Source organism: Methylobacterium sp. Gmos3 (genome assembly GCF_056430985.1).
This window is the reverse complement of the sequence record NZ_JBWJYL010000012.1, coordinates 41957-66450: the sequence shown is the minus strand read 5'-3', so window position 1 is coordinate 66450 and position 24494 is coordinate 41957. Positions and strand designations below refer to the sequence as shown.

Below are 24494 nucleotides of genomic sequence, written 5' to 3'. Positions count from 1 at the left end.
GGCCCTCAGCGTTCCTTCCACGCCTTGGCGATCTGGTCGGCCAGCGGCTTCGTCAGGTAGGAGAGCACCGAGCGGTCGCCGATCTGCATGTAGGCCTCCACCGGCATGCCGGGGACGAGGCGCAGGGAACCGAGGGCCTCCATGGCGCTCGGCTCCAGGCGGACGCGGGCGACGTAATAGGTCTGCCCGGTCTTGGGGTCCTGGCTCACGTCGGCCGAGACCCGCACGACCTCGCCCGCCACCTCCGGCGTGGTGCGCAGGTTGAAGGCCGAGAAGCGCAGCATCGCGCTCTGCCCCACGCGGACGTTGTCGATGTCCTGGGGTTGCACTCGCACCTCCACGAGGAGCTGGTCGGCCTGCGGCACGATCAGCATGGCGGGTTCGTTGGGGGTGACGAGGCCGCCCACCGTGTGGACCGTCATCTGGTGGACGATGCCGTCCTGGGGGGCGCGCATGTCGATGCGCATCAGCTGATCCTGCGCCGCCACGCGCTTCTCGATGAGTTCCGACCACTTGCCCCGGATCTCGGCGAGATCCTTGCCCACCTCGCTGCGCATCTCCCGGTCGATCTGGATGATCTGCAACTCGGTCTCGGCGATCTTGCCGCGCGAGGAGGCGGTGGAGGCGATGAGCTGCCCGCGCTCGCCTTCCAGCCGCGCCGCGTCGCGCTCTAGCCCCGTGACCCGCGAGATCGGCACGAGGTTCTTGGCGAAGAGGTCGCGCACGCCCACGAGTTCCTGCTGGATCAGCGCGATCTCGCGGTTCTTGGCGTCGGCCTGCTCGCCGAGGCCCCGGATCTCCTGGCGCAGCTGCGCGATGCGCTCGGACAATTGCGCTTTCTGGCCCTCACGGGCGGCGACCCGCGACTGGAACAGCCGCGCCTCGCTCTCGATCAGGTGGGCGACCGCCGGGGTCGTGCGGGCGCGGGAGACGAGGTCGTCGGGGAAGGTGACGGTCGCCGCGCCGTCGCGCTCGGCCTCGTCCCGCGCCCGACGGGCGGCGAGTTCGTCCAGCGCGCTCAGCACGATCTCGAGGTTGGTGCGGATCTGGGTTCCGTCGAGGCGCACGAGGACGTCCCCCGCCTGAACCCGGCTGCCCTCGCGGACCAGGATCTCGCCGATGACGCCCCCGGTGGCGTGCTGGACCTTCTTCACGTCCGATTCGACCACGAGCTGGCCGGGGGCGATCACCGCCGCCGAGAAATGGGTGAAGGTGGCCCAGCCGCCGATGCCCGGCACCAGCACGAGGCCGAGGCCGAGCGCCACGGCGAGGTGACGGCGGATCGAGGGCAGGGCCAGCGCCGGCGGCGGCGCGAGGCGGGCGCCGAGGGAGCCGATGGCGGAGACGGCCTTCGTGCTCATCACGCGCTCTCACGCAGGGTTGCGACCGCAGGGGGCTGGCCGATCGGCTGGCCGGGGGCCGATGCGGCCGGACGCAGGACGTGCTTGAGCACCTCCTCCTTGGGGCCGAAGGCCTGGACCCGTCCGTCCGACAGGACGAGCACCATGTCGAGGGCGGCGAGCGCGCTCGGCCGGTGGGCGATCACCACGCAGATGCCGCCCCGGCGGCGCACCCCGAGGATCGCCTCGGTGAGGGCGGCCTCGCCCTCCGCGTCGAGGTTGGAATTGGGCTCGTCGAGGACCACGAGGAACGGGTCGCCGTACAGGGCGCGGGCGAGGCCGATGCGCTGGCGCTGGCCGGCGGAGAGGCCCGAGCCGTTCTCGCCGATGCGGGTGTCGTAGCCCTCGGGCAGGCGCAGGATCAGCTCGTGGACGCAGGCCGCCCGTGCCGCCGCCAGCACCTTGGCCGGATCCGCTCCGTCCTCGAACCGGGCGATGTTCTCCGCCACCGTGCCGGGGAACAGCTCCACCTCCTGCGGCAGGAAACCGAGATGGGGGCCGAGCGTCTCGCTCGACCATTGGTCGAGGGCCGCGCCGTCGAGGCGGACCTCGCCCCGCGCCGGCGCCCAGATGCCCACCAGGGCCCGGGCGAGGGAGGACTTGCCCGAGGCGCTCGGGCCGATCATCCCGAGTCCCTGGCCGGCGGTGAGGGCGAAGCTCGCCTCCTGCACCGCCAACCTCCGCGAGCCGGGCGGGCAGACGGCGAGCCCCTCGACCGCCAGCGTCCCGACGGGGGCGGGCAGGGCATGGGGGCGGGACGCCTCGGGCAGGCGGGCGAACACCTCCGACAGGCGGCGCCAGCTCTGCCGTGCGGCGGCGAAGCCCTTCCAGTGGGCGATGGCGAGCTCGGCCGGGGCGAGGGCGCGGGAGACGAGGATCGAGGAGGCGATGATGATGCCCCCCGTCGCCTCGTTGTGGATCACCAGCCACGCGCCCAGCGCCAGCACCCCCGATTGCAGGGCGGTGCGGAACACCTTCGACAGGGCGCCGTAGCCGCCCACCGCGTCCGAGGCGCGCTGCTGGGCGACGCCGTAATCGCGGTTCACGAGGCTCCAGCGCAGGCCGAGCCGGCCCTGCATGCCGAGCGCCGCCAGCGCCTCGGCGTTGCGCCGCGAGACCTCCGCGAGGCTGCTGCGCTGCTGCGCGTGGATCGCCGATTGGGCGGTGGGCTTGCGGGTCGCCCGGTCGTTGACCAGCGTCACCCCCACCAGCACCACCATGCCCGCGATGGTCGCCACGCCGATGAGCGGATGGAACAGGAAGCAGATGGCGAGGTAGACCGGCATCCACGGCAGATCGAACAGGGCGGCGGGCCCGCCGCCGGACATAAAGGCGCGCAGCTGGTCGAGGTCGCGCAGGGCCATCAGCCCGTCGGTGCCGAGTCCGCCCCGCAGCGGCGCGCGGACCGTCACGTCGAAGACGCGCCCGCTCAAGACTTCGTCCAGCGCCATGCCGATGCGGACCAGCACGCGGCCGCGGATCGCCTCCAGGATGCCCTGCAGGACGTAGAGCATGAGGGCGAGGACGCAGAGGCCGACCAGGGTCGGGACCGACCGGCTCGGGATCACGCGGTCGTAGACCTCGAGCATGAAGAACGAGCCGGTGAGATAGAGCACGTTCACCAGTGCGCTCATGCAGGCCACGCCGATGAAGGCCAGCCGACAGCGCTCAAGCGCCGAGACCAGCGTGGAAGAGCTGCCTGCCATCGCAACCGTAACTCGCATTAAATGCGGGACTTGTCGTTTTACTTGCAAATGCTCTTGCAAGATCGTCGAGTTAACACCGACAACGACGAATCGCGACCATGATCCCGATTCATTAACAATGTTCTGAGGAGACGGCCAAGCTCGGGCCGGCGAGACGCTCCCGCGCCTGTTCGAGAGCGGACAAGCTTCTGGCCCTGCGAAAATTTTGGGTCAGAATGTTTTCCGAACAGGCTCCCCGGCGGGCTCTCGGCGAAGCCGGGCGAGGGGACCGCCGATCCCGAATTATTGCAGCGCAGCGGGGGCTTTGCCGTGGGCAAATATCTTACTCAGTAGCGCCGCAAGTCTTCGAGAATAAAGTCCTCGATTCCATAACTCTTGAAACCGTTCCACATTAAGAACGAAAAAATTAGGCAAAATGCCCCAAGTCGCGCCTTGAGTTGTGCATCGCAATCTGTCATTCGACACTTAATATCCGGTTAAAAATCGATGCCCACATCCGTGCCTTAAGAGGGATGCAGCATGCTGCTTCACAACCTGCCCCTGGCCGCGCTGCGATCCCGCAGGATCACGTCCGGCGCGCTGATCGAGGGCGGGCATGGCCGTGGGCGCATCTCCGACCGGGCTCCGAAGCGGCTCTTCGACCTCGGCGTCGCCGCGATCTGCCTGTTCCTGCTGATGCCGCTCTTCGTGCTGATCGCGGTCTCGATCTGGGCGGTCGACAGGGGCTCGCCCTTCTATAGCCACCGCCGCCTCGGGAGAGGGGGGAAGACCTTCGGTTGCCTGAAGTTCCGCTCGATGCGCATGAACGGCGACGAGATCCTGACCCGTCACCTCGCCGAGAATCCCGCCGCGCTGGCGGAATGGACGCAGAGCCGCAAGCTCAAGAACGACCCGCGGATCACGGTGATCGGGCACGTCCTGCGCAAGACCAGCCTCGACGAGCTGCCGCAACTCATCAACATCCTGCGCGGCGAGATGAGCCTCGTCGGTCCTCGCCCGATCGTCGAGGCCGAGGTCGAGAAGTACGGGGACGCGGCCTCCGCGTATTTCGCCGTGCGCCCCGGCCTCACCGGGATGTGGCAGATCAGCGGCCGGTCGGACACGACCTATGCCGAGCGCGTCCGCCTCGACCGGCACTATGTCGAGTCGCGCAGCTTCTCGGGCGACATCAAGATCATCCTCCGTACCGTGCCGGCGGTGTTCCTGGTCAAGGGCTCCTACTGAACCCGCGCGCCTGAATCCTCCCGTCGGTCCAGGTTAAGCCCCCGCGTGGTTCCTCCACGCGGGGGTTTGCGCGCGGGGGCTTGCCGTTTCGTGGCCCCCGTGACGGCGGGGCGACCGGGAATGAACGATTCCGCCACGCTCGCTCCAGGCAATCGTGGCCGTGAGACGTTTCAGGTCACTTTCGGTCTTTGTTTTTCCTGCGACGTCATTGCCGTGGCGGGAATTGTTTCGATCTCGGAAAGTTGTCTTTCATTGCAGGATTGGATCGCGGACAAGCCTATCCCATATGAGTTTCTTCATGGATGCGGCGCATGGTGCCCGCGTCGGGCATGGGTTGAGACGCCGGTCGTTCGCAGCTTTCCCTGTGTTGGTGCGAGACCGGAGCTCGGAGGGGACCGATGGAGACGACAGGAGTTCTGGGACTCTTCGCCCTGTTCGGCCTCGTCTGCGGTGTTTACGTCTCGGTGGTCGGCTTCGCGGTGACGGCCGTGGCCATCGTGGCGGTGCTCGGCCTCATGGCCGTGTTCGTCGGCGGCCCGCTCGGCGGCTGGATGCCGGCCGAAGCCTTCGTCGCCATGCAGGTCGGCTACTTCCTCTGCCTCGTCGGTACCGCCCTCATCGACTATGTGCGCCGGCTGTCGACCGGGGAGTCGCGCCGGACCGAGCGCAACCTGCACATCCACCACGAATAGGGTCTCACCCCCCCTGCGGGAGGGGAAGCACCGCCATCAGGCCCGTGTCGTCCACCGCCACGGGGACGAGCGCGCCGGGGCCGCAGGCCTCCGCCGGGACGCGCGCCCGATAGCCGATCCGGCGCTTGCCGACCCTCTCGAAGCCCGCCTGACCGGCGAGATCCCGGCGCAGGCGGCGCGGCCGCTCCACGGCGACGAGCCGTCCGCCGCAGAACAGCGCAAGCTGCATCGCCCGTCCCGGCCGCGCCGGATCGAAGGCATAGGCGCTCACCAGGATCTCCCGCGCCCCGATGGGCTCCAGGCTCTCCACCCGCGCCAGCAGGGTTCCGAGCAGGGCGACGCCGCGATCGCCGATGGCCGATGCCGCCGCGGCACGGGACGTCCAGGATTCCGGGGGGAGGGCGGCGATGGCGCGCCGGGCCTGGAACGCGGCCCAGTCGTTGCGGGCGGTCTCGGTGCTGCCCCAGAGCGCGCAGGCCGTGAACACGACGAGGAAGGCGGCCACGCCCCGTTTCAGGGTCGCCGGGCGCGCCCCGTCGATGCGCGCGCGCAGGCGACGGTAAAAGGCGACGTCGAGGGGGCCGAGGAGGGCGGCGACCGTCAGCGCCCCCGCGAGGCTCACCGCCGCGTAGGCGGCACCGTTCCAGTGCGGCGGACAGGCCCAGTCCGCCAGCATCAGCACGGGCGGATGCGCGAGATAGAGCACGTAGCTCCAATCCCCCAGGGCGATCAGGCTCCGCGCCACCCGGCCCTCGCGGCGGACCGGCGTCGCGGTGACGGCGGCCCCCACGAGCAGCACCGCCGCGATGCCGCCGAGCCAGCGCGCGCCGGCGGTGTCGACGAAGAAGCACGCCACCGCGAAGGGCAGGGCGAGGAGGGCCGCCGCCGGGCGCACCCAGCCCGCCGCGATCAGCCGGGGCAGCAGCAGCCCAGCCGCGAAGGGCACGCAGGCGGCGGTCACCGGCATGAGGTAGAGCGGCGGCGGCATCATGTTGCGGCTGTCGGGCGGCAGCAGCGGGAAGGCCACCGCGAGCAGCACCAGCCAGCCGGCGGCGACCGGCACCAGCCGCCGGGCCTGCCCCGCCAGGGCGAGGAGGAACAGGCCGACATAGAAGGTCACCTCGAGGACGAGGGTCCATTCCACGTTGAGCGGGGACGAGCGCGGGCCGCCCGGCGCAAGGGACAGGGCGAGCACGGAGAGGCCGCCGAATTCCAGGCGCACGGCCGCGAACAGGGCGGCGAACAGGGCCACCACCGCGAAATAGGTCGGGAAGATCCGGCTCGCCCGGTGGGCGAGGAAGACGAGGGGCGGATCGCGGCTGACGAGCCGCGCCATCAGGAAACCGGAGAGGGCGAAGAAGATCGCCACGCCCCACACGCCCATCAGCCCGTCGAGGGCGGCGAAGGGCCGGTCGGCCCCGCGCAGAGTCTGCCCGTAGACCGCGATGTGGTGGACGAGGACGAGGCTCGCCGCCAGGGCCCGCAGGAGCTGCAGGTTGGTGAGTTCGCCGCCTGCCCGTGCGATGCCCGCGGCCGGCGCGGCTTCGCCCGAGGCGGGACGCGGCGCGGCTTTCGCGATCTCGGGGACGTCCCGGCTGAGGCGTATCGGCATGGTCGTGGTCCCGGGCGGCTCCGGTCCCCGGCCGGCGCGTTCCTGCCCGATGGGCAAGAAACATGGCCCCCGTGTGGTCGGCCCTCCTGCGACAGGCCTCGGAAGGGGCTGAGTCCGGCTCAGATCCCGATGCGGCCGAGGCCGGGGAGCTTCAGGCCGGGTCGGCGCAGGTCGAACCCGGCCACCGCCCCGAGGAGGTTCACCTCGACCCCCTCCACCCAGGCCACCGTCAGCCCGACATAGCCGCCGAGGTTGATGCGGAACCCGGTGCCGGAGGGGGTGGGGCCGATCCAGCGGCCGTCATAGGGGAAGTCCTTGCCGATGGCGGTCGCCGGCAGGCTCGCCCGCATCTCGGGCACGGCGCTCATCACCGTCGCCACGAAGGTGTTGGAGTTCGGCCCCGGCCAGAGCCGGTAATCGCCGATCTTCGCGTAGCGGTAGGTGGCGATGGTCTCGCGGATGCGCGGCAGCATCCGCTCCGCCTCCGCGCCGTCGGCGGCGAAGATCACCTCCGGCGCGCTCCCGAACCAGCGCCCGTCCGGGACGAAGCGATCGATCCAGATCGGCATGCCCCAGGCGGTGTAATCGAAGCGCCGGTAGGCCGGCTCGCCCGCCCCCTTCACGACGATCCAGCTATGCGTGGCGACGATGCCGCGCCAACTCACCGTCCGCGCCGAGAACACGCGCACCACCGCCTCCGGCTTGCGTGCGGCGGGGGGCAGGAGCCCCGCGCTCGACCGGTCGGCCGAGCGCCAGTCGGCGATGTCGTTGAAGAGGGCATAGCGCGCCGCCGAAACGGCGATGGGCGCCAGGAACGCGACGACGAAGACGAGGAGGGTGATACGGAACACGGATCTCATCCGGGGAGGGGGCTCCGCTGATCTATGGACCCGCGGCGCCCGGCGGCAGGGTTGTGCGACGCCGTGTGTGCGTCAGACCAGCAGCAGGATCGTCCCGATCACCAGCACGACGCCGAGCCCGGCGAGCAGCACCACCCGCCCCACGCCGTCATCGGCGGGCTCGGGGCGCTCCGGCTTCGCTTCGGGAGCCGGCGGTTCCGCCCCCGAGGCGGGGCCGCCGGGCGCGGCCGGTTCGAGGGCCGCCGGGATGCCGGGATTCGGCAAGGGGAGGGTGAAGCGCGGCGCGGCGACGGTCTCGCCGCGCGGACCGAACACGTCCGGCTCGACGCTCACCCCGGCCGCCTCCAGTTCGAGCATGACGAGGACGAGGGCGTCGACGTCGAGCGCCTCGACCGGCAACGCCGCCTGAAGCTCGCTCGCGGTGAGTCCCCCCCGCTCCCGCCCGAGGGCGATCAGCCGGTCCAGGGTCGCGCGGTCGATCGTGCCTGCCATGGGTGTCCGTCAGCGTGAACCGGGGCCGGCGATCCGTTGCGCGGAGGCCTTCGCGTGCCGCACGACCTCTTCCGGGGTCGGCGGATTGGCCGGATGGTAGCTCAGGCAGATCGGCGTGCGCAGCTTCGCCGGGCGGCCGGAGCCTTCGGTGGCGAAGTAGAACTCGCCCGCGCCGAGCTTGCCGATATCGGTGGCGCTGCCCCCGTTCGCGGCGATGATCTCCTGCGCCGCCGCGATGGTCGCCGGGGCGCTCTGCCGGCCGAAGAACTGCGTCGTGCAGTTCGAGACGACCTGGTTGTGGATGCCGCGCGGCACCTGCGTCGCGACGATCATCCCGAGCCCGTATTTGCGCCCCTGCGCCACCAGCTTGATGCCGCTGCCGAGGCTCGGCACCGCGCGCTGCGACGGCAGGAAGGTCTGCGCCTCGTCCACCACGTAGAGCATGCCGCGCGGGGAGGGGTTCTTCTTGATCCAGCCGAAGAGGGTCATCTGCAGGCGGTTCACGAAATCCTCTCGGGCCGCGTCCGAGGCGAGGCCCGAGAGGTTGATGACCGAGATGCGGGTCCGTGCCGGATCGCTGCCGAAGAACAGGTGGCGCGGGTCGAGCACCGTGCCCTCCACCTTGAGGAGCGGGTTCGTCGCCACCGCCGCGCGCAGCTGGTCGGCCATGTTGGCCGCGAGCTTGCCGGCATTGCCGATGTCGCTGATCCCGTCGGGCAGGTCGGCGAGCAGGGCGATGAAGTCGGCGAGCGTGCCCCCGCGCACCGCGAAATACTCCAGCGCTCCCATGAGCACGCCGCGCGGGAGGTTGGTCTTGGCGCCCGCGAGCGGCCCCAGGGTCTCGGCGGCCATCTCGATGGCCTGCTGGCGCTCGTCCCGGTCCTCGCCGAGAGTCGAGAAGTCCGGCAGCACCGAGAGGAACAGCGGATTGCCGGCATGGACGCCCGGCGTCCAGACCACGGTCTCGACGCGCTCGGCATAGAGCGCCGCCTTGCGCGCGTCCTCGTCCGAGAAGGCCTTCGGCTGCTCCGGCCACGGGTCGCCGAGGCGGGACAGGTCGTTGTTCGGGTCGATCACGATGGCCGGCAGGCCCGCCAGCGCCGCCTCCTCCACGAGACGGCGCAGCAGCACGGTCTTACCCGAGCCCGAACCCGCGATGATCGCCGTGTGGCGGGGCAGGAGGCGAAGCGGCAGGTCGACCTCTGGCGCATCGGGGGTGATCCGGTGGCCGACCGGGATCGTGTCCGGACGGGTCTCGCGCGCGGGGGGCGCGGGCTTCCTGGCCGGCGGGGCGGGGGTCGGCGCCGGAGGGGAGGCCGCGGGGGCATCCGGGACGGACACGACCTCGCTGGCCAGACCGTGCGCAATGCCGGCGGTCTCGAAGAAGCGCGTCCGGGCGACCGGCTGCTCGGCCCGCAGCCAGCGCTCGAACTCATCGGAGCGTCCCTCGGCCTGCGCCTCGGCCCGCAGGTCGCGCAGTCCGGCGAAGACCCGCAGATCCTCGTCGGACGGGTCGATCAGCGTGCCCCCGGCCGCCGTGAATCGATCAACAAGCAATTTTGTCTTCGGACCACTCGGCATGGCGCCACGGCGAACCAGCAGCAAGTGCCGGTCGGCGATCTGCGCTGAAATGCCAGATGCCGTTAATGCCGCGAGGAGGCGGGCCTGGAACGCGATGGCGTTCTTGTGCTGCAGCGCCCGGTAGCAGACGTGTCGCTCGCGGTCGTTCTCCTTCCGATGGATGACGATCAATCGGCCGTGTAGCGGCGGAATCCTCTGGCCAGGCTCACCCTTGCTTGCGACGTCGAGGGCGTCGTCCGGATCGTCTTCCAGGGCGTAGAGGTCAAACGTGTCACGCAGCAACTGCCCGAGCCATGTGTCCTCGTCACTGCGAATGCCGGCGATATCGGCCCGTGCGGCGGCGGCGGCGAGGTCGAAGGCGGCAACTGGAGGTGTGTTCTCTGCAAGCGTCGGCGGCTCGATAAGGCTGTCGCAGACCGAGATTTCACCCAAAGCGAGGCAGCGGCGGCGAAAGGCATCGCAGCGCATCAGGAGGGTGCGGGGCATCATTCCCTTGTCGGCGGCCTCCAACAGAGCCTGCTGACTGAATGGCCACGTTGGGAAAGACGGAGCGAAACCTAAAGCCTCATAGGCCGGCTGCAGTCGGCTGGCGACAAGAGCAGCAGCAGCCGACCCCTTATTCATCCCCACAAGGGTTTGTACCTCAAGAAATCGTTCACGGAACGAGTCGAGGCCCTGTGTTTGAAGGCGCACCCACGACTCTTCCAGGCAGGTCACCACCGTGACGCATCGGTCGCAGAGATCGTGGGTTTCAAGGAGACCTGCCGCGAGTACCTCCGCGAGGCCAGTTTGTGCCTCGAAGCCGTCCCCGGCGTTGAAACGGCTTGCCTCGATCACGCCGTCGATCTGATCGACGGCGATCACCGTCGGCGCGCTGAGCCCCATGATCCAGCACATGCCGCGAACGAGTTCACTTGGTGCGGGGGGAGGCTTGAAACCGAGAGCCGCCTGTGCAGCGGCATCGGTCTCGTAACCCTGGAGCCAGGCGTGTGCGAGAGCGACAACTGAAAAATCCTGCGAGCGCAGCAGGCAGAGGGCGCGAAAGACATCGAGATGGGCGAGAGCTCGGCCCATATCGACGTTTAGCAAGGCCTTGCCGAGGACATCAACAATCCGCCGCGCATCCATGTTCGGCGTGCCGAAAGCGGTTTCGACCTCCTTCTCGACACTAAAGCGACGGGCGATACCGGCGATGACGGCATCGGACTGCCGCCGTCCGTCCGGCATCGTCTTGAGCAGGGCGGTCACGAAGCTCAGCGCCGCGCTGCGCCAAAAATCCGTGAGTCCAATAACGTCGAGAGGGACGAACCAACCACCCTTGTGCCATGCCTCTCGCCGAAGTTGCCCGATAAGATGGGTCTTTCCGATGCCGGATGGACCCACGAGCACGCGACCGCGCGTGCGGTCCTCAGGACGGCGACACTGGCGATGAAGCTTCCCGATGATGTCCGGAACGAGCTGCTCGTTTGGACTGCCGATCGGTGGAGAGTCGATCCAAATGCTGTCGAGGGTACGCACCCAGTCGAAATCAACCTCACGCAGGGCGTCGAGGGCATCGCTCATGATTGGATCCGGATAATGTGGAAGGGCTCGCCCGCCGGGCTGTAGGCGGCTGCGCGTTCGGCCTCGTCCAGGGAGCGAGGGTCGCTAAATCGGCTCAGCCGCGCCTTCGGATCACCCCGCAGGATCGCTGCGAGGCCGGCATCGACGGTGGCCCGGTCGAGATCCTTCAGCGCGACCCGCAGGGCGCTGAGGCGCACGGCCTCGGCCTTCTTCCCGCCGGTCAGCGTCAGATAGGCCGACTCGATCCGCGCCCGCACCGTCCTGGCGCTCGGCCTTGCGGTCGATTTTTGGGGCTTTGAGACAGGCTTCGGGGGAAGGGGCGCCGGCTCCTCGGCGGGCGGGCCGATCAGCTCCGCGAGCGTCCGCCCCGACCGGGCCAAATCGGCGTCGATCCGCGCCAGCCAATCCTGCAACACGCGGAAGGACGCGGGCAGGGGCTCGCGCAGATTCTTGCCGGCCCAGTCCCAGCCCCGGTCCGTCACGGTGAGCCGGAGGGAGCGTCCCTGCTTCGCGGCCTCGATGTAGCGGCCCGCGACCAGGGCTTCCCGATCCGCCTTGTCGAGCTTCGGGGCGAGGGCGCTCTGCAGGGCGCTGCCGCCCCGGCCCAGGAGGCACCACAGGACCAGGGCCTGTTTCGGTGTCGGCGTTCCGCTCATCGGCTCATCCCCGTTGGCGCCGCAGCTGGACGACGGCGCGAATCTTCTCGATGGCCAGGGACAGGTCGGTGGCGACCTGCTCGTTGGTGAGGCGCAGCACGAGATAGCCTGCCGTCAGCAATTCGTAGTCCCGATGACGGTCGTTGCGGAATGTGGGCTCCGTCCGGTGCTCGGGCCCGTCGAGTTCCACGACGATCCGATGCTCCGCGCAGAGCAGGTCGACCCGCGCCGTCCCGCCCCAGGCGCCGACGGGCACCGGCGCGTTGCACACGAACAGGCCCGCCAGGTCCTCATCCTGCCCGAGGGCGGCGGCGACCTGGCGTTCGGTCTGGCTCGCCGGGTGAGCGCCGGCCGGCGCGATGAAGCGCGCCACCGCCGGGACCTCGACCCTGCCGAACGCGACGGCCCCGTAGAGGATGCGGTCGTAGGGGGCGATCTCAGGTGGTGTCGCCGGCAAGGCCGCGACGACCGGAGCCCCGTGTCTCGCGCACCATTCCAAGGCTTCGACCGCCGGTCCCGCGCGCAGGGCCGAGGCCGGATCGATGTCCCAGAGCAGCACGACGCCGGAGGGGTCGATCACCGTCGTCAGGCGAGCCAGTTCGAGTTCCCGCGCCGTGCGCCGGAAGCGCGGCGGGAGCCCGAGCGCGGCGCGTTTGGAGGCCGCCTTCCGTCAGGGATCGGCGCCGCCCTCCTCGCCATGCCAGTGCGGCCACCGTGCCAGGGCAAGGGCGGCAAGGTCGTCGAGTAGCCCGTCGAGGCGCGCGGACGCGGACGAGCTTTCCCCGCGCGAAACCAGCAGCACGGCGCGTTCGGGATTCGGATCGTCGGACAGCAGGGCGCCGATGGCATCGAGGCCGGTCTCGAGAACGACCAAGCGCTCGCCCGGCCTCAAGCCTGCGATCCGCCGCCTGATTTCGGCGGCCGGAAGGGTCGGCCGTACCGCATCGCTGAGGGGGAGGAACGGTCGCACACGAACCCGCGCTGCCGCCTGAACCCGGAGGCGCGAAGCTCACGCCGCCGTGATGAAGAGATACCGCACGGACACCGCCCTTGGCTACCGGGGGGACATCCTGAGGTTTTGAATTGTCCGCGTTCGTGTCAGCGATTGCGGCAAGGGGTGCGTTCATGGGGCGCGTTCATTCCGGCTCCCTCCCGGCTTACCCGCAGCTCCCTGTGCGAGCGGCCCGATCCGTACCTATGCCCTTGGCCTTCGGGCCGCTCGCGACTTCATGTCGAGCCCGGCAGCCACCCATCACACCGTTGCGCTCCCCGCCCGCTTGGGCTAGGTGAGAGGCACGGTCAGCATCCGTAGCTCAGCTGGATAGAGCGTTGCCCTCCGAAGGCAAAGGTCACACGTTCGAATCGTGTCGGGTGCGCCATTTACGTACAGAACTGCGAACACCGGGCACGGATGAAGAGCCGGCCCCCGCGATAGCCAACTCCAGGCTGGCTTTGTCGCCCACGATGCGGATCACGTCGGCTCCGACCTCTACCCGATCGATAATCGACTGAAGCCACGCCTTGCGGAATGGGATCTCTCCCGCCGTCACGTTCTCCCGCATCAGCCGACCGAATCGCTCGATCAGTTCAGGCGGGATCTCCCTTGGCGGTCGCTCGGCTACCCGGATCCGGTCGAGCGCTGCGGCTGCTCGGTCCCGCTCCTCCTTCAGCGTCTTGAGGCGGTCCTTCAGAATCTCGTTGAGGTCGGTCATCCCCTCCTCAACCATCCGGTACAGCCGCCTCAGCTTGTCTTCCGCGCCTACAACCTGGCCGCGAAGTGTTGCTACGCGTCCGTCCACCTGCGCCGCCTTCTCGTCTCGTTGCGACCGCAGCGAAGCCAGCGTCTCCCGCAGGCGATCCGGCTGCAGCAGTTCGGCGATCAGACGATCGATCACCAAGTTGTCGAGCGTGTCCATGCGGATGCTGCAACCGGTGCAGCCAGTCTTGCCCATCCGACCGTGGGTCGAGCACCGGTAGTACTTGTGCACCTGTCCCGATCTCGACGTCCCGGTGCGCAGCGTCATCGGACCGTTGCAGGTCGTGCAGGTGGCCAAGCCCGTCAGCAGGATCGGGCCGGTGACGACACGCGCCGGTGTGACCCTCGGGTCGTGGGCTTTGAGAGTCGCCTGCACCGCCTCGAACTCGGCGTGGTCGATGATCGCCGGCACGCTGATTGAGATCTGCTCGGCCTTCGGCTTCTCGGCCAGGGTCTTCGAGCAGCGCCGGTTGAACACCCATTCGCCCACGTAGACTCGGTTCGTTAGGATGCCGTGGGTGGTGGCGACGCCGAAGCGGGCATCTTTGCGGGTGCGGTAACCGCGCTCGTTCAGCCAGCAGGTGATTGCCTTGACGCCCAACGGTCCGGAGGTGCCGTCGCCCTCCCGGTAGAGGCGAAAGATCTGCTTGATCGTCTCGGCCTCGACCGCATCCACGGTCAAGCGCTTCTTGATCTTCGTCCCACGCTTCTCGACCTCGACCAACATGTAGCCGAGCGGCACCGGCGCACCGTTGTAGAAGCCCTGCCGCGCGTTCTCCTTCATGGCGCGCAGCACGTGCTTGGCATTCTCGTGCGACTGGTACTCGTCGAACAGGCCGTACAGCCGACGTGTCATCACCTGACCGGGTTCATCGCCGAATTCCTGGGTGATCGATATCAACCGCACGCCGACCTTGCGGAGGCGGCGCTCGTACATCTCCCCAAAGAAGCTGTCCCGAAAGAAGCGCGAGTAGGAGTGGACAACAATGGCATCGAAGGGACGATCGTCATCGGTCGCCCGCTCGATCATCTTCTGGAACTCCGGTCGATTGTCGTCCGTGGCCGAAGCGCCCGGATCAACGAACTCTGCCACGACCGACCACCCCTTGTTGCCGGAGAAGGCCTGGATTTGTCGCCGCTGATCGGGGATAGACAAATCGCCTTCGGCTTGCCGTCCTGTCGAGACGCGCAGGTACGAGCAAATCCGCAGTGGCCCGTCGATCGCGGGCACAAAGTGCGCTTTGCGGGTGTAACGCGTCATCGAGCGGCCCTCGGTCTTTCAGCATCGGCTGGTGACGGAATCGTACAGGCTGTGTGAGCCGCGACTCGCGGGCAAGCGCGGACGGCTCGCTCTCCACAAGCGCTTGCCGGCAGCGAAGCGGCGTTACCGCTGGCTGGAGCGGCGCTGAGCGAAGCTTTGCAGCGCCGGGCGCGCGGAACCCGGACGTGGGGCGATCTTCCGGCGTCGCCGGGCGCCGCGCAGGGCGTGGATGTGCACAGCGTCACCGGGCGAACTCGCGCAACAGCGCGTCGATCTGGGCGCCGAGGTAGGTCTCGATCACGTCAAGTTCGGCGCGTGAGATCGGTACGGGACGCGACAGATCATCCACAACCCTAGGTGGTTCAGGGTCGCGTCGCGACGTGCGTCCACGTTTGCGCTGCCGGGGCAGCGCGGCGGGCTCGTCGGTGCTGAAGGTGGCTCCCCGACCTGTGACAGGTGCTCCGGCGGGCGGGGACTTCAGCGATGTCTTGGGGCCGGCTACCGCACCCGATGTCATCCGTGCCGGCCGCGATGCACGCGAGGTGCGCGCCGCCGGCGGAGCGGAGGGTTTGTACGCCACGAAGCACGTGAAGTCCCACGCCGACCGACAGCCTACGCATCCGGAGCTGGCTGTCGGCCAGCGTGGGGCAGTTTCTTCACCTTCCCCGGCGCGACACGACGCATCCGCGCGTAAAGGCCCGCGAACCGCCGTGTGAGGGCAAGTTTCGAAGAATCTCGAGCGAGCGCAAGTGGCATCGCTCCGCTAAGATTGCTGAGACAGGTTTAAGGCGAAGCGCATAAAAACCTGAGGTCAAACCGCAAAAAAGGTCATGACCTGCAACGACGCCTACAACGTAAAGGGTGGGTAGCCAGGATTCTAAGCCAAAACCGAAGGGGTACGACATCAAGGGGTTAGACCCTCGACCACCCATCTCGCGAGGCATCGGACCCGGGGAGTGGACCATCGGATTGGACCCTGGTCAACGCTCGGCCTGGAATGCTCCACAACTTCGGCGAATGGCGGTGGACCCGCCATTCGCCGAGAGCGCAGGATGGCACTCTGCCCGGAAGCGGACGATCCGCATTCGACCCACCTCAGTCATCCCGATGGGCCTAATGGCGAGGCCGAAACTGGCGCATAGCGGCAGCGATGAGCGACTGAGTCGGGTGGAAAACAGCCGGTCTGCTTCCGGACGAAACATGCGTTGAGTCGGTCGCCCGGTGTGGATCGGATGCGATGGCGGTGTGCCGGAGATCGATCATCGCACGTGAGCGTCCCGCGGTCGGGCAGGGCGAGCCCCGCTGCGCACCGACCGGGCCTTGCGTGAGCCGTGGGCCTCATGGGCGTTGAAGCACCTGTGCGTACCAGTAAAAATATACCGACTGTAGTAATTCTCTATAAACCTGGACGAACCGTGGAGTTACGAAATTATTAAGGGAAATTTGCGCGAAAAAACTTGAAGTATGACAAAAGATATTTTGATTATAGGTGTTTTCAAGTCAGATATGCGATGACGAACGCGTGAGATCCAGCCATTCATGTCTGACAAGTGATATCGTATTAAATGTGCAGTCTCTAAATTTGGCGCAATCGAATAGCGGGAGAAGCGCCATGCGGCTCAGTGTCGGGCTCAAGTTCCAAGCCCTCGTCGCCATTGCGGTTTTAGGTATGATCACCGTCGCCGGTATCGCCGCCTACGGGCTCAACGGAGCGATCAACGAGACACGCGCTTTGAAGACGCGCGATCTTGTTCAGACAGCTTACAGCGTCCTGAAGCACTACGAGGAGCAGGAGCGAGCCGGGCGGATGGATCGCAGCCAAGCGCAGGCCAACGCGGCAGCTGCGGTAAAAGCGCTGCGCTACGCCGGGAACGAGTACTTCTTTATCATCGGTATGCAGACCCGCATGGTGATGCACCCGTTCAAACCGGAACTCGACGGCAAGGATCTTAAGCAGAGCCGCGATCCGAATGGTAAGGCGCTATTCAACGAGATGGTCGTCACGGTCGCGGCCTCCGGATCAGGGTACGTCTCGTATCAGTGGCCCAAGCCCGGAGCGGACCATCCGGTCGATAAGATCTCCTTCGTCCAGGGCTTTGCGCCGTGGGGCTGGATCGTCGGCTCTGGCATCTATGCCGATGATACCTTCGCTCAGATGCGGTCCACCCTGATCGAATTGCTGATCGGCCTCGGGGTCAGCGGCGCCGTCATCGGTGGCCTCGCATACCTCATCGGTCGTGGCATCGCCCGCCCGACCTTGGCGCTGGCTGATGTCATGGACGCGTTGGCCTCCGGTGACCTGAGCAAGCCCGTGCCGGCGGCGCGGAGGCGCGACGAGATCGGCCGGATGATCGAGGCGACCCGCGTGTTCAAGGAGGGACTGGTGCGCTCGCGCGACCTTGAGGAGGAAGCACGGGCGGCACAAGGGATATCGGCCGCTGAGCGGCGCGTGGCCATTCATGCCCTGGCCGACACGTTCGAGCGGAATGTCGGGCACGTGGTGAGGCTGGTCTCCGCTGCGTCCACCGCGTTGCAGTCAACGGCCGGGACCATGAGCGACACCGCTTCGGAGACGGCCGCCCAATCGGAGGCGGTCGCCTCAGCGGCCGAGGAAGCGGCGAGCAACATCGGCACCATCGCCGCCGCAGCCGAAGAGCTTGGCGCCTCGGTGCAGGAGATCGGCCGGCAGGTGCAGGGATCGGCAGAACTCGCCGAGATCGCCATGAGCGAGGCCGATCAGACTACCGTTTTGATCCAGGCACTGCGACAGACTTCTGTACGGATCGGTGGGATGGTGGGCCTGATCTCCACTATCGCCAACCAGACCAACCTCCTCGCCCTCAACGCGACCATTGAGGCTGCAAGGGCCGGCGAGGCGGGCCGGGGCTTCTCGATCGTTGCCGCCGAGGTGAAGGAACTCGCGGGCCAGACGGCGCGGGCAACCGAGGAAATCGCGAGCCAGATCGGCGAAGTCCAGGGCGTCACCGACCGAACCGTTGCGGCCATCGGTGCGATCACGGGGCGCGTCCGGGAGATCGGCGCCTTTGCCACGTCCATTGCCTCTGCCGTGGAGCAGCAGGGCGCGGCAACGCGAGAAATCGTGCGCAACGTCGCTCAGGCCGCGATTGGCACGGGCGAGGTGACGAGCAACATTGTGGGATTGGCCGATGCTGCGGACAACACCGGAACGGCAGCCGGCAACGTGCTGGCTTCGGCATCCGAGCTATCGCAGCACTCGGAGCATCTTCAGGCCGAGGTCAACCGCTTCCTCGCCACCGTGCGTGCAGCCTGATCCCGAAATTAATCAGAAAGCCAACACCTGACTATACCCCACCTCTCATCAGGTCGGGGGCGATGCTAATCTATGCCCGAAGCGAGGCAACGATGGGCTACTTCACGATTGCGAGGCACTTCCTTAAGTCAGCCAGAGTCTGGCTCGTTTTGAGCTTCGTTGCCCCCCTCGGCATGCTGGTCGCCTCGGGTCTCACGCTGTTCGATCTGAGGCAGGATGCCTGGGAGCGGGCCGAGCAGACGTCCAAGAACCTGCTTCAAGTCTTGGAACGGGACATCGCCCGCAACATCGAGATGTATGACCTGTCCATCAGGGCGGCCGCTGAAAATTTTAGAACCCCTGGTGTGGCGGAACTCACCCCACACCTGCGCCAACTCGTTCTTTTCGACAGAGCGGCGACCGCGCGCGATATGGGTGTGATGATCGTAATCGATGAGCGCGGGGATATTGTTGCCGATCTCGATGCGGTACCGCCGCGCAAGGGCAATTACGCAGATCGTGAGTACTTCCAGGTTCACAGAACGCGCGTAGGCCGCGGCCTCTATGTTGGGCGCCCCATTGTGTCGCGCCTTACCGGCGAGCGGATGCTGCCCTTCAGCCGCCGGATCGACAACCCCGATGGCAGCTTCGGCGGCGTAGTCCTTGGCAGTCTGAAGTTGTCCTACTTCACGCATCTCTTCCAGAAGATCGATCTCGGTCCCGACGGTGCGATCAACCTCTATTTGGACGATGGCACGCGCATCATGCGCCATCCGTTCAACGAGGATGATATCGGAACGAATATTGCCAGCAGCCCAACCTTTCAGGGCTTCCTTCACCAAAGCAGCGGCACCTTCATCAAGACGTCGGTGCGTGATGGTATCAAGCGCCACTACACGTTCATGCGAGTGGGCAGGCTGCCGCTGATCCTGAACGTCGCACTCTCTACACAGACGATAGAGGCTGACTGGTGGGTCAAGGCCACCGCGATTGGAGGCATCTTGCTGGCGCTAAGCGGGCTGACCGTCGCGCTGGCGATCCTCTTCGGTCGCGAATTGCGACAACGCGAAGCCGCGCAAGCGGAACTCGAACGTCTCTCTCGAACAGACGCGTTGACGAGGCTTCCCAATCGCCGGGCATTCGAGGAGGCGGGCACACGCGCCTGGGAGCAGGGACGTCGCGACTGCAACCCGCTGTCTTTGTTGATCATCGATGCCGACCATTTCAAGCGCTTCAACGACCGGTATGGGCATCAAGTCGGCGACGAGGTTCTGCAGGGGCTGAGCCAATGCTTCTCCGCCAGCGTGCACAGGCCCCATGACTTGGTCTGCCGGGTCGGTGGTGAGGAGTTCGCCATCCTCCTCCCGAACACCGACCAAGCCGGCGCCATGCGGATCGCCGAGATCGTGCATCGCGAGGTAAGCACCCTGGCTATCGGTTCCATCGGCGGCGGGGCAGGCGCAATCACGGTGAGCATCGGAGCGGCGGTCATCACGCCGAGCGGGGCGGACAGCGCGTCCTTGATGGCTCTCTACCGGTTCGCCGATGCCGCGCTCTACGAAGCTAAGTCAGCGGGACGCAATCAAACCCGCTGCGCGAGAACACAAGTATCCTCGGGAACTGCACAGAGACCACAGCTTCAGGTCGTGGGCTTAACTTGATCGCCTGATCGCTCCCTCGTATCTCGGTTCGGCGTGATGCCCTCCAGTGGTCGCGTCATGCCCGAGGCTACGTTGTCGTGATAGCACCGGCAAAGGCTGGGACAGGGCCGTGATGAAACCCTGTCCGATTGAGGCCTCGTGATGAAGTATGCCTTTCTGGGTGTCCTGATGTTCTGGCCAACCGCCACGATGGCAGAGGTACCGGCGCTCTGCGCGGACACCCAGAACCAGACCGAGGGGACGCTCTGCGCCAAGGGCAAGTTGGACGAAGCCGAGGTCGGCCTCGCGAATGCACTGGATGCCCTGCAGGCCAAGCTCGACCCGAACGGGCGACGCAACCTCGACCTCGCTCAGCAAGCATGGCGGCGCTTCCGCAATCTCGAATGCCGGCTCGAGACTGGCTACGATGCCGATCATCCCGATGGTAACGGCACGATCATGCCCATGCTCCTGGGGGAGTGCGCGACCGCCATGACCGAGCGCCGGACCCGCGACCTGACGGACCAGTTGGCTTGCCCGGGCGGGAGCATGTCATGCGAGCGGTGAGTGTTCTCCAGTGCACGGTGACCCACCTTGGGGCATCTTTCGCACTCGCATTCATGGCGCCGGCTGCCCACGCGGCAAGCTTCGACTGTGCCAAGGCGTCGATCGGAATGGAACGACTCGTCTGCGGGCACGCCGCCCTCGATGCCCGGGACGAGATCATGGCGAGGCTTTACGCTGCCGCCCTGAAGGCCGGGAGGCGCGATGGGGTCGAGGCGCGGCAGCGAAGGTGGCTGAGGACTGCTCAGACCTGCAGCACCGCAACCTGCCTTGCCGAGGCCTACGACCGGCGGAACGCCGAACTCCAACGGTCCGAGGGTGGGGCCACCGTCGGCACGGACTTCTTCAGCGAGGAGCCCAAGGGCAACCATGGCACCCTCAACGTCGTGGGACCGATCCACGGCTTCGCCAGCGTGTCCCTGTCGTCGACGTATGTCGGGGCCGGCGGCAAGGAGGCGGGCGACGTGTTCGCCACCGGGACTGACGCCTTGTTGGACCTCCGGGAAGGGCCGGCCACTTTCGCCGAGGGCCCCTGCAGGCTGACCTTCGAGCCACTGAATGCGGACCGTTGGAAGATCACCCAGTCCGGCACCTGCGAATTACCGGGCGGCGCGGTCTTCGCCGGCGTCTACCATCGCCTGCCTTGACACGACTATGACCCGCCGCCGGTATCCATTTCGCTCGCGACCCCTGACGATCGTCGGCGCACAGGGGTCGGGTGATGGAAGTTGCATCCGCACACGCATCAAGGCGGGGCAGATACGCTGAGCTTTCGTCCGCACGCGCCCGGCAGGTCTGTTTCTGAGAAAAGCACCGAACTCCTACTACGTTAGGGTTGGGTCGCAAGCGGCCACGGCACATAGACCTAACCGATCCCCTATCGCGCCGGCATAGCTCGACCGCCTTTAGACTTTTAGCTCGACGGCATGTCAGCCAGCCCCGATCCCGTCGCTCGCTGGCGGGACGCCCTCGACAACCTGTCGCCGCACGCCTCGCCCTGGCGAAATGGGCCGGGATCCGCGAAAGCGGCATCAGGTTGTGATGGTGGAGTGTGACCGGACCACGCCCGTCGTGCGAGTAGAGGCAGAAGGGTCTGAGTGCGGTTCCATCCGTGCTCAAGCTTGTTAGGGGGACATCCCCAATATGCTTGGTTTCGCGTTGCGTTGGCGACATTTGGCTTGCCCGGGCATGGGTCATCGATCCGAGGTGGGGCGATGCCTCTTCCGGTCTGACATGGGGGTGGGGATGGTCAGGATCGCATCGAGGCTAAGCGCGCTGTGCCTACTCGCGGTCACCGTATGGGGCTTCCCGAATGCCGTCTGGGCCGCCGATATCACCGTCCTTTGCTCCCAAAGCCTGAGGACTGCTCTGGTCGAGCTTGCGCCGCGATTTGAACGGGCCAGTGGCGACCGCCTTCTCGTCACCTACGACACGGCCCACAACCTCAAAGTGATGGCTGAGGTGGGGAAACCGTTCGACGTTGCGGTCCTGACCCCAGCGCTGGTCGTCGCTCTGGTCCAGCAGGGCCGAGTCGCCGATGGAGGCGCCATGACTATCGCTCGTACAGGAGTCGGCGTCGCCGTCAGGAAGGGGGTCCCACGGCCGGACATCGGCTCCGCTGAAGCGCTCAAGCAGACACTCCTTGAAGTGAACTCAGTCGCTTACAGCACCTCTGGGGCGAGCCGGTCGGTGTTCATCGCGGCCCTCCGTCGGTTTGGAATCGAGGAAGAGGTGAAGGCAAGGGGCAAGGCGGTGCCCACGGGCCTGACCGGCGAGCTTGTCGTGCGGGGCGAGGCCGATCTCGCCGTGCAATTGATGCCGGAGCTGATGGCAGTCCCCGGCGTGGATGTCATCGGGCCGTTTCCGCCCGACGTTCAGTCTTACGTGGTGCTGGCTGGTGGGATCTCGACGGGCACCGCGGACAGCGAGCGGGCGAAGGCGTTCCTCGCATTTCTCAAGACCCCGGCGGCGGCTGCCGTCATTCGCGCCAAGGGCTTCGACCCCGGCTGAGAAATGAACTTACGGCCATAGCTCAAGGGGCGTTCGCAAGCGGCGCATCAGTGCAATCTAAATGACGCATCGCTTCAGTTTTGCTGCCTCGGCGACGAGACGCACCGGCTCAGCTGGACGGCGGCCGAATTGTTCGCGGTTCACCCGAAGCACGGGACGCTGCGCATCGACTATTGCGGCGTGCTGATGATTGCGGACGACCGTTCGCTGACCGTCGAGGCAACGCAGTGCCGAAGCCGTCGCCAGAATGGTGCTGCCGACCTATTTCGGCGTTCTCGGACAGCATGGGTGCCTGTGCATCCTCGGCCTGATCCGCGCTTAAGGAGAAGCGCCGGATCAGCGCCGGAGCAGGCCGGTCCAGGTAGCCAACGGCTCTCTGATCGTCATCAAGTTGCCTCCAAATGTTAGCGGACGTACGGCCATCAGCGCGGCCGCAGTAGCGGCCACAATATGAGCGAGCGCGATGGGCGGACGTCAGGCCACTTGAGAGCCGCACACGCGCTCGACGGCTTCAGCGCTGTCCTGAGGCTTCGTATTGAAGGCGATCGGCATCGTCGGTGCGGCTTCCCGAGTTGCGTTGATGATCGCCTCGAAGACCGGCAGGTGACGTGACCAGACGCGGACACCGGCTCCGATCACGAGGCAGTCGTACGGGGCCGAGGCGAGCTTCTGCTTCAGCGTCGGAACCGCCTGCTCGTCGGGACGTATAAGGCAGTGATCCGCCTTCCAGCCGCGGCTGCGCATTTCGTCCAGCGCCATAGCGATCCCCTGGTGGATCTTCTGTGCGTCCAGGCCTGGCGTCAGGGCCGGGTCCGAGAAATCGACCGCCTCCGGCTCGTAGCCCACGAGAAGCACATTCATCGGACCCTCCCACTTTCAGATGCCGGGGCGAGGCAGCTTTCAGGAAAATGGGGACGCGGTGTGCAGCCTCAAGCCGTTCGGCTCGCCTGTCCTGATTCCACACGATCCTCGGAACGAACGGCTAACCGTTCAACCATATCGCTGGATCTAGCACTTCTGCTTGACGGTTCACCCGGCTGGACATCGGAAACCCCATCGACTGACCTCGGATTGGGTGGCGGGGTAACACTGATGACGAGCGGCTAGGACGAACCGAATGACTGATCTGGAGGAGCCGAGATTGTCCGACGAGGAGATTGATCGTCGGGCTCGAAAGTTGTTTGCAGAGGTTCGCGCGGAGCATCCCGAGGCAAAGGCCGAGCGGGCGCTGGCGACTGCGGGTGAGGTAGCCGGAGAGGTCGTCCCCGGCTTACCTGACTGGTTGCAGGATGCCGACGCTACGCCCTAGGACGCCGGCAGTGCTTAATCGCTGCGGGATTACGGTGCCTTCTTTCGCCCTTTCGGCGCCGGCTTCTCTTCGACAACCTGTACCTTGTGACTGCTGGTTTGCCCGAAACGCAGCGACTTCGCGAGGCTCGACCGCTTCTCGCTGTACGACGATGCCACCATCGGATAATCGACCGGCAGTCCGAACCGCTCACGGTACCTGTCCGGCGTCAGGCCGTGCTTTGTGAGGTGGCGCTTCAGCGTCTTGTAGGACTTGCCATCGATGAAGCTGACCAAGCAATCCGGGCGGATGGACTTCCTCACCTCGGCTGATGTGGTCTTCTCGGCGGTGGAGCCAGTCTTTTCGAAGCTCGAACCGTTGCCGCCGAGGCCGCTGACAGCGGTGTGGATTGTCGCAATGAGGCCCGGCAAGTCGGCGGCGGCGATGTGGTTGTTCGAGACGTAGGCAGCAACCAAGTCGCCGACTCGTTCGATCATCATGGAATTGTTACTTATTTCGTTCTCGCTCAATTTATCTTTCCTTTCTCGCGCGCGCCCACGGTTGCAATGGAGCAATATAGAACTTTTAGCAAGTATGTATTCCGGTAGACCGACAGCCAGCGGCATTGTTTCTATAATCTTTTGAATCACGTTCTGTGCAAGGTGCACGCAAAGCTTGCACTGAGTCAGCCGGGATGGACCGGAGGAACGCACTCCGTCCGTTGCCGTTGATTCAGTATACCGGCATGGGCCGGCTCAGCATGTTCCGAGCACGCTATGACGAATCGTACAATCCAGTCCGCCGTTCTCGCCGTGGCGCTTCTCACGGCAAGCGCCGGTATCGCGGTTGCACAGAGCACGCCGAATGGTGACACCTCTACCTCGGGATCGGCTGCAGGGTCTGGCAGCAGTGGTAACG

Annotated in this window: 20 protein-coding genes and 1 tRNA gene; 9 read left to right on the top strand and 12 right to left on the bottom strand. The window is 66.5% G+C overall.

Annotated elements, in window-relative coordinates; all coding sequences use genetic code 11:
- Positions 1 to 5 precede the first annotated feature (5 nt).
- Both ACS5Q7_RS22365 and ACS5Q7_RS22360 read right to left on the bottom strand, forming a co-directional pair.
- Positions 6 to 1361: an HlyD family type I secretion periplasmic adaptor subunit gene (locus ACS5Q7_RS22365; RefSeq protein ID WP_478341470.1), complete on the bottom strand. Its 1356-nt coding sequence runs from the start codon at positions 1359 to 1361 to the stop codon at positions 6 to 8.
- Entirely contained in the window at positions 1361 to 3106 is a 1746-nt protein-coding gene (locus tag ACS5Q7_RS22360; RefSeq protein WP_478341469.1) for a type I secretion system permease/ATPase, read from the bottom strand. Before ACS5Q7_RS22360 ends, ACS5Q7_RS22365 begins: the two co-directional genes overlap by 1 nt.
- 519 nt (positions 3107 to 3625) lie before the next feature.
- On the opposite strand from ACS5Q7_RS22360, the gene ACS5Q7_RS22355 reads away from it, so the two are divergent.
- Both ACS5Q7_RS22355 and ACS5Q7_RS22350 read left to right on the top strand, forming a co-directional pair.
- Positions 3626 to 4330 carry a sugar transferase gene (locus ACS5Q7_RS22355; protein ID WP_478341468.1) on the top strand — a complete coding sequence of 235 codons (705 nt, stop codon included), beginning with the start codon at positions 3626 to 3628 and terminating at the stop codon, positions 4328 to 4330.
- 398 nt (positions 4331 to 4728) lie between these two features.
- Positions 4729 to 5022, top strand: coding sequence for a hypothetical protein (locus ACS5Q7_RS22350; protein WP_478341467.1), 294 nt, complete (start codon positions 4729 to 4731; stop codon positions 5020 to 5022).
- Between the two features lie 4 nt (positions 5023 to 5026).
- Here ACS5Q7_RS22350 and ACS5Q7_RS22345 read toward each other — a convergent pair whose 3' ends face one another.
- From ACS5Q7_RS22345 to ACS5Q7_RS22330, 4 genes are all read right to left on the bottom strand, one after another.
- Positions 5027 to 6634, bottom strand: a complete 1608-nt coding sequence (locus ACS5Q7_RS22345; RefSeq protein ID WP_478341466.1) for an acyltransferase family protein — start codon at positions 6632 to 6634, stop codon at positions 5027 to 5029.
- Between the two features lie 119 nt (positions 6635 to 6753).
- On the bottom strand, positions 6754 to 7494 hold the full coding sequence (locus ACS5Q7_RS22340) for a DUF3750 domain-containing protein (RefSeq protein WP_478341465.1): 741 nt from the start codon (positions 7492 to 7494) through the stop codon (positions 6754 to 6756).
- A 72-nt stretch (positions 7495 to 7566) separates the two neighbouring features.
- Entirely contained in the window at positions 7567 to 7986 is a 420-nt protein-coding gene (locus ACS5Q7_RS22335; RefSeq protein ID WP_478341464.1) for an RNA polymerase sigma factor region1.1 domain-containing protein, read from the bottom strand.
- A 9-nt stretch (positions 7987 to 7995) separates the two neighbouring features.
- Complete coding sequence (locus ACS5Q7_RS22330; protein WP_478341463.1) at positions 7996 to 10053, bottom strand: ATP-binding protein; 2058 nt, start codon at positions 10051 to 10053, stop codon at positions 7996 to 7998.
- 258 nt (positions 10054 to 10311) lie between these two features.
- Between ACS5Q7_RS22330 and ACS5Q7_RS22325 the strand changes: the two genes are divergently transcribed.
- On the top strand, positions 10312 to 10575 hold the full coding sequence (locus ACS5Q7_RS22325) for a hypothetical protein (protein WP_478341462.1): 264 nt from the start codon (positions 10312 to 10314) through the stop codon (positions 10573 to 10575).
- Between the two features lie 551 nt (positions 10576 to 11126).
- Here ACS5Q7_RS22325 and ACS5Q7_RS22320 read toward each other — a convergent pair.
- The 3 genes from ACS5Q7_RS22320 to ACS5Q7_RS22310 form a co-directional block, all read right to left on the bottom strand.
- Positions 11127 to 11786 carry a hypothetical protein gene (locus ACS5Q7_RS22320; RefSeq protein ID WP_478341461.1) on the bottom strand — a complete coding sequence of 220 codons (660 nt, stop codon included), beginning with the start codon at positions 11784 to 11786 and terminating at the stop codon, positions 11127 to 11129.
- Between the two features lie 4 nt (positions 11787 to 11790).
- On the bottom strand, positions 11791 to 12366 hold the full coding sequence (locus tag ACS5Q7_RS22315) for an endonuclease domain-containing protein (RefSeq protein WP_478341460.1): 576 nt from the start codon (positions 12364 to 12366) through the stop codon (positions 11791 to 11793).
- A gap of 90 nt (positions 12367 to 12456) precedes the next feature.
- A complete protein-coding gene (locus ACS5Q7_RS22310) occupies positions 12457 to 12660 on the bottom strand; it encodes a hypothetical protein (RefSeq protein ID WP_478341459.1) in 204 nt (67 codons plus the stop codon).
- Positions 12661 to 13088: 428 nt separating this feature from the next.
- On the opposite strand from ACS5Q7_RS22310, the gene ACS5Q7_RS22305 reads away from it, so the two are divergent.
- A tRNA-Arg gene (locus ACS5Q7_RS22305) sits at positions 13089 to 13165 on the top strand.
- On the opposite strand, the gene ACS5Q7_RS22300 is transcribed toward ACS5Q7_RS22305, so the two are convergent.
- Positions 13136 to 14803, bottom strand: a complete 1668-nt coding sequence (locus ACS5Q7_RS22300; RefSeq protein WP_478341458.1) for a recombinase family protein — start codon at positions 14801 to 14803, stop codon at positions 13136 to 13138. The two genes, ACS5Q7_RS22305 and ACS5Q7_RS22300, sit on opposite strands and share 30 nt — an antisense overlap.
- 1612 nt (positions 14804 to 16415) lie before the next feature.
- On the opposite strand from ACS5Q7_RS22300, the gene ACS5Q7_RS22295 reads away from it, so the two are divergent.
- The 5 genes from ACS5Q7_RS22295 to ACS5Q7_RS22275 all read left to right on the top strand — a co-directional run bounded on the left by ACS5Q7_RS22295 (position 16416) and on the right by ACS5Q7_RS22275 (position 22288).
- Positions 16416 to 18095 carry a methyl-accepting chemotaxis protein gene (locus ACS5Q7_RS22295; RefSeq protein WP_478341457.1) on the top strand — a complete coding sequence of 560 codons (1680 nt, stop codon included), beginning with the start codon at positions 16416 to 16418 and terminating at the stop codon, positions 18093 to 18095.
- Between the two features lie 92 nt (positions 18096 to 18187).
- Positions 18188 to 19735: a sensor domain-containing diguanylate cyclase gene (locus ACS5Q7_RS22290; RefSeq protein WP_478341456.1), complete on the top strand. Its 1548-nt coding sequence runs from the start codon at positions 18188 to 18190 to the stop codon at positions 19733 to 19735.
- A gap of 141 nt (positions 19736 to 19876) precedes the next feature.
- Entirely contained in the window at positions 19877 to 20281 is a 405-nt protein-coding gene (locus ACS5Q7_RS22285; RefSeq protein WP_478341489.1) for a lysozyme inhibitor LprI family protein, read from the top strand.
- Positions 20282 to 20334: 53 nt separating this feature from the next.
- A complete protein-coding gene (locus ACS5Q7_RS22280; protein ID WP_478341455.1) occupies positions 20335 to 20925 on the top strand; it encodes a lysozyme inhibitor LprI family protein in 591 nt (196 codons plus the stop codon).
- A 598-nt stretch (positions 20926 to 21523) separates the two neighbouring features.
- Positions 21524 to 22288, top strand: coding sequence for a molybdate ABC transporter substrate-binding protein (locus ACS5Q7_RS22275; RefSeq protein ID WP_478341454.1), 765 nt, complete (start codon positions 21524 to 21526; stop codon positions 22286 to 22288).
- A 474-nt stretch (positions 22289 to 22762) separates the two neighbouring features.
- On the opposite strand, the gene ACS5Q7_RS22270 is transcribed toward ACS5Q7_RS22275, so the two are convergent.
- A complete protein-coding gene (locus ACS5Q7_RS22270; protein WP_478341453.1) occupies positions 22763 to 23149 on the bottom strand; it encodes a hypothetical protein in 387 nt (128 codons plus the stop codon).
- A gap of 477 nt (positions 23150 to 23626) precedes the next feature.
- Positions 23627 to 24106 (bottom strand): Ros/MucR family transcriptional regulator, encoded by a 480-nt coding sequence (locus ACS5Q7_RS22265; protein ID WP_478341452.1) that lies wholly within the window; start codon positions 24104 to 24106, stop codon positions 23627 to 23629.
- Positions 24107 to 24494: the final 388 nt, after the last annotated feature.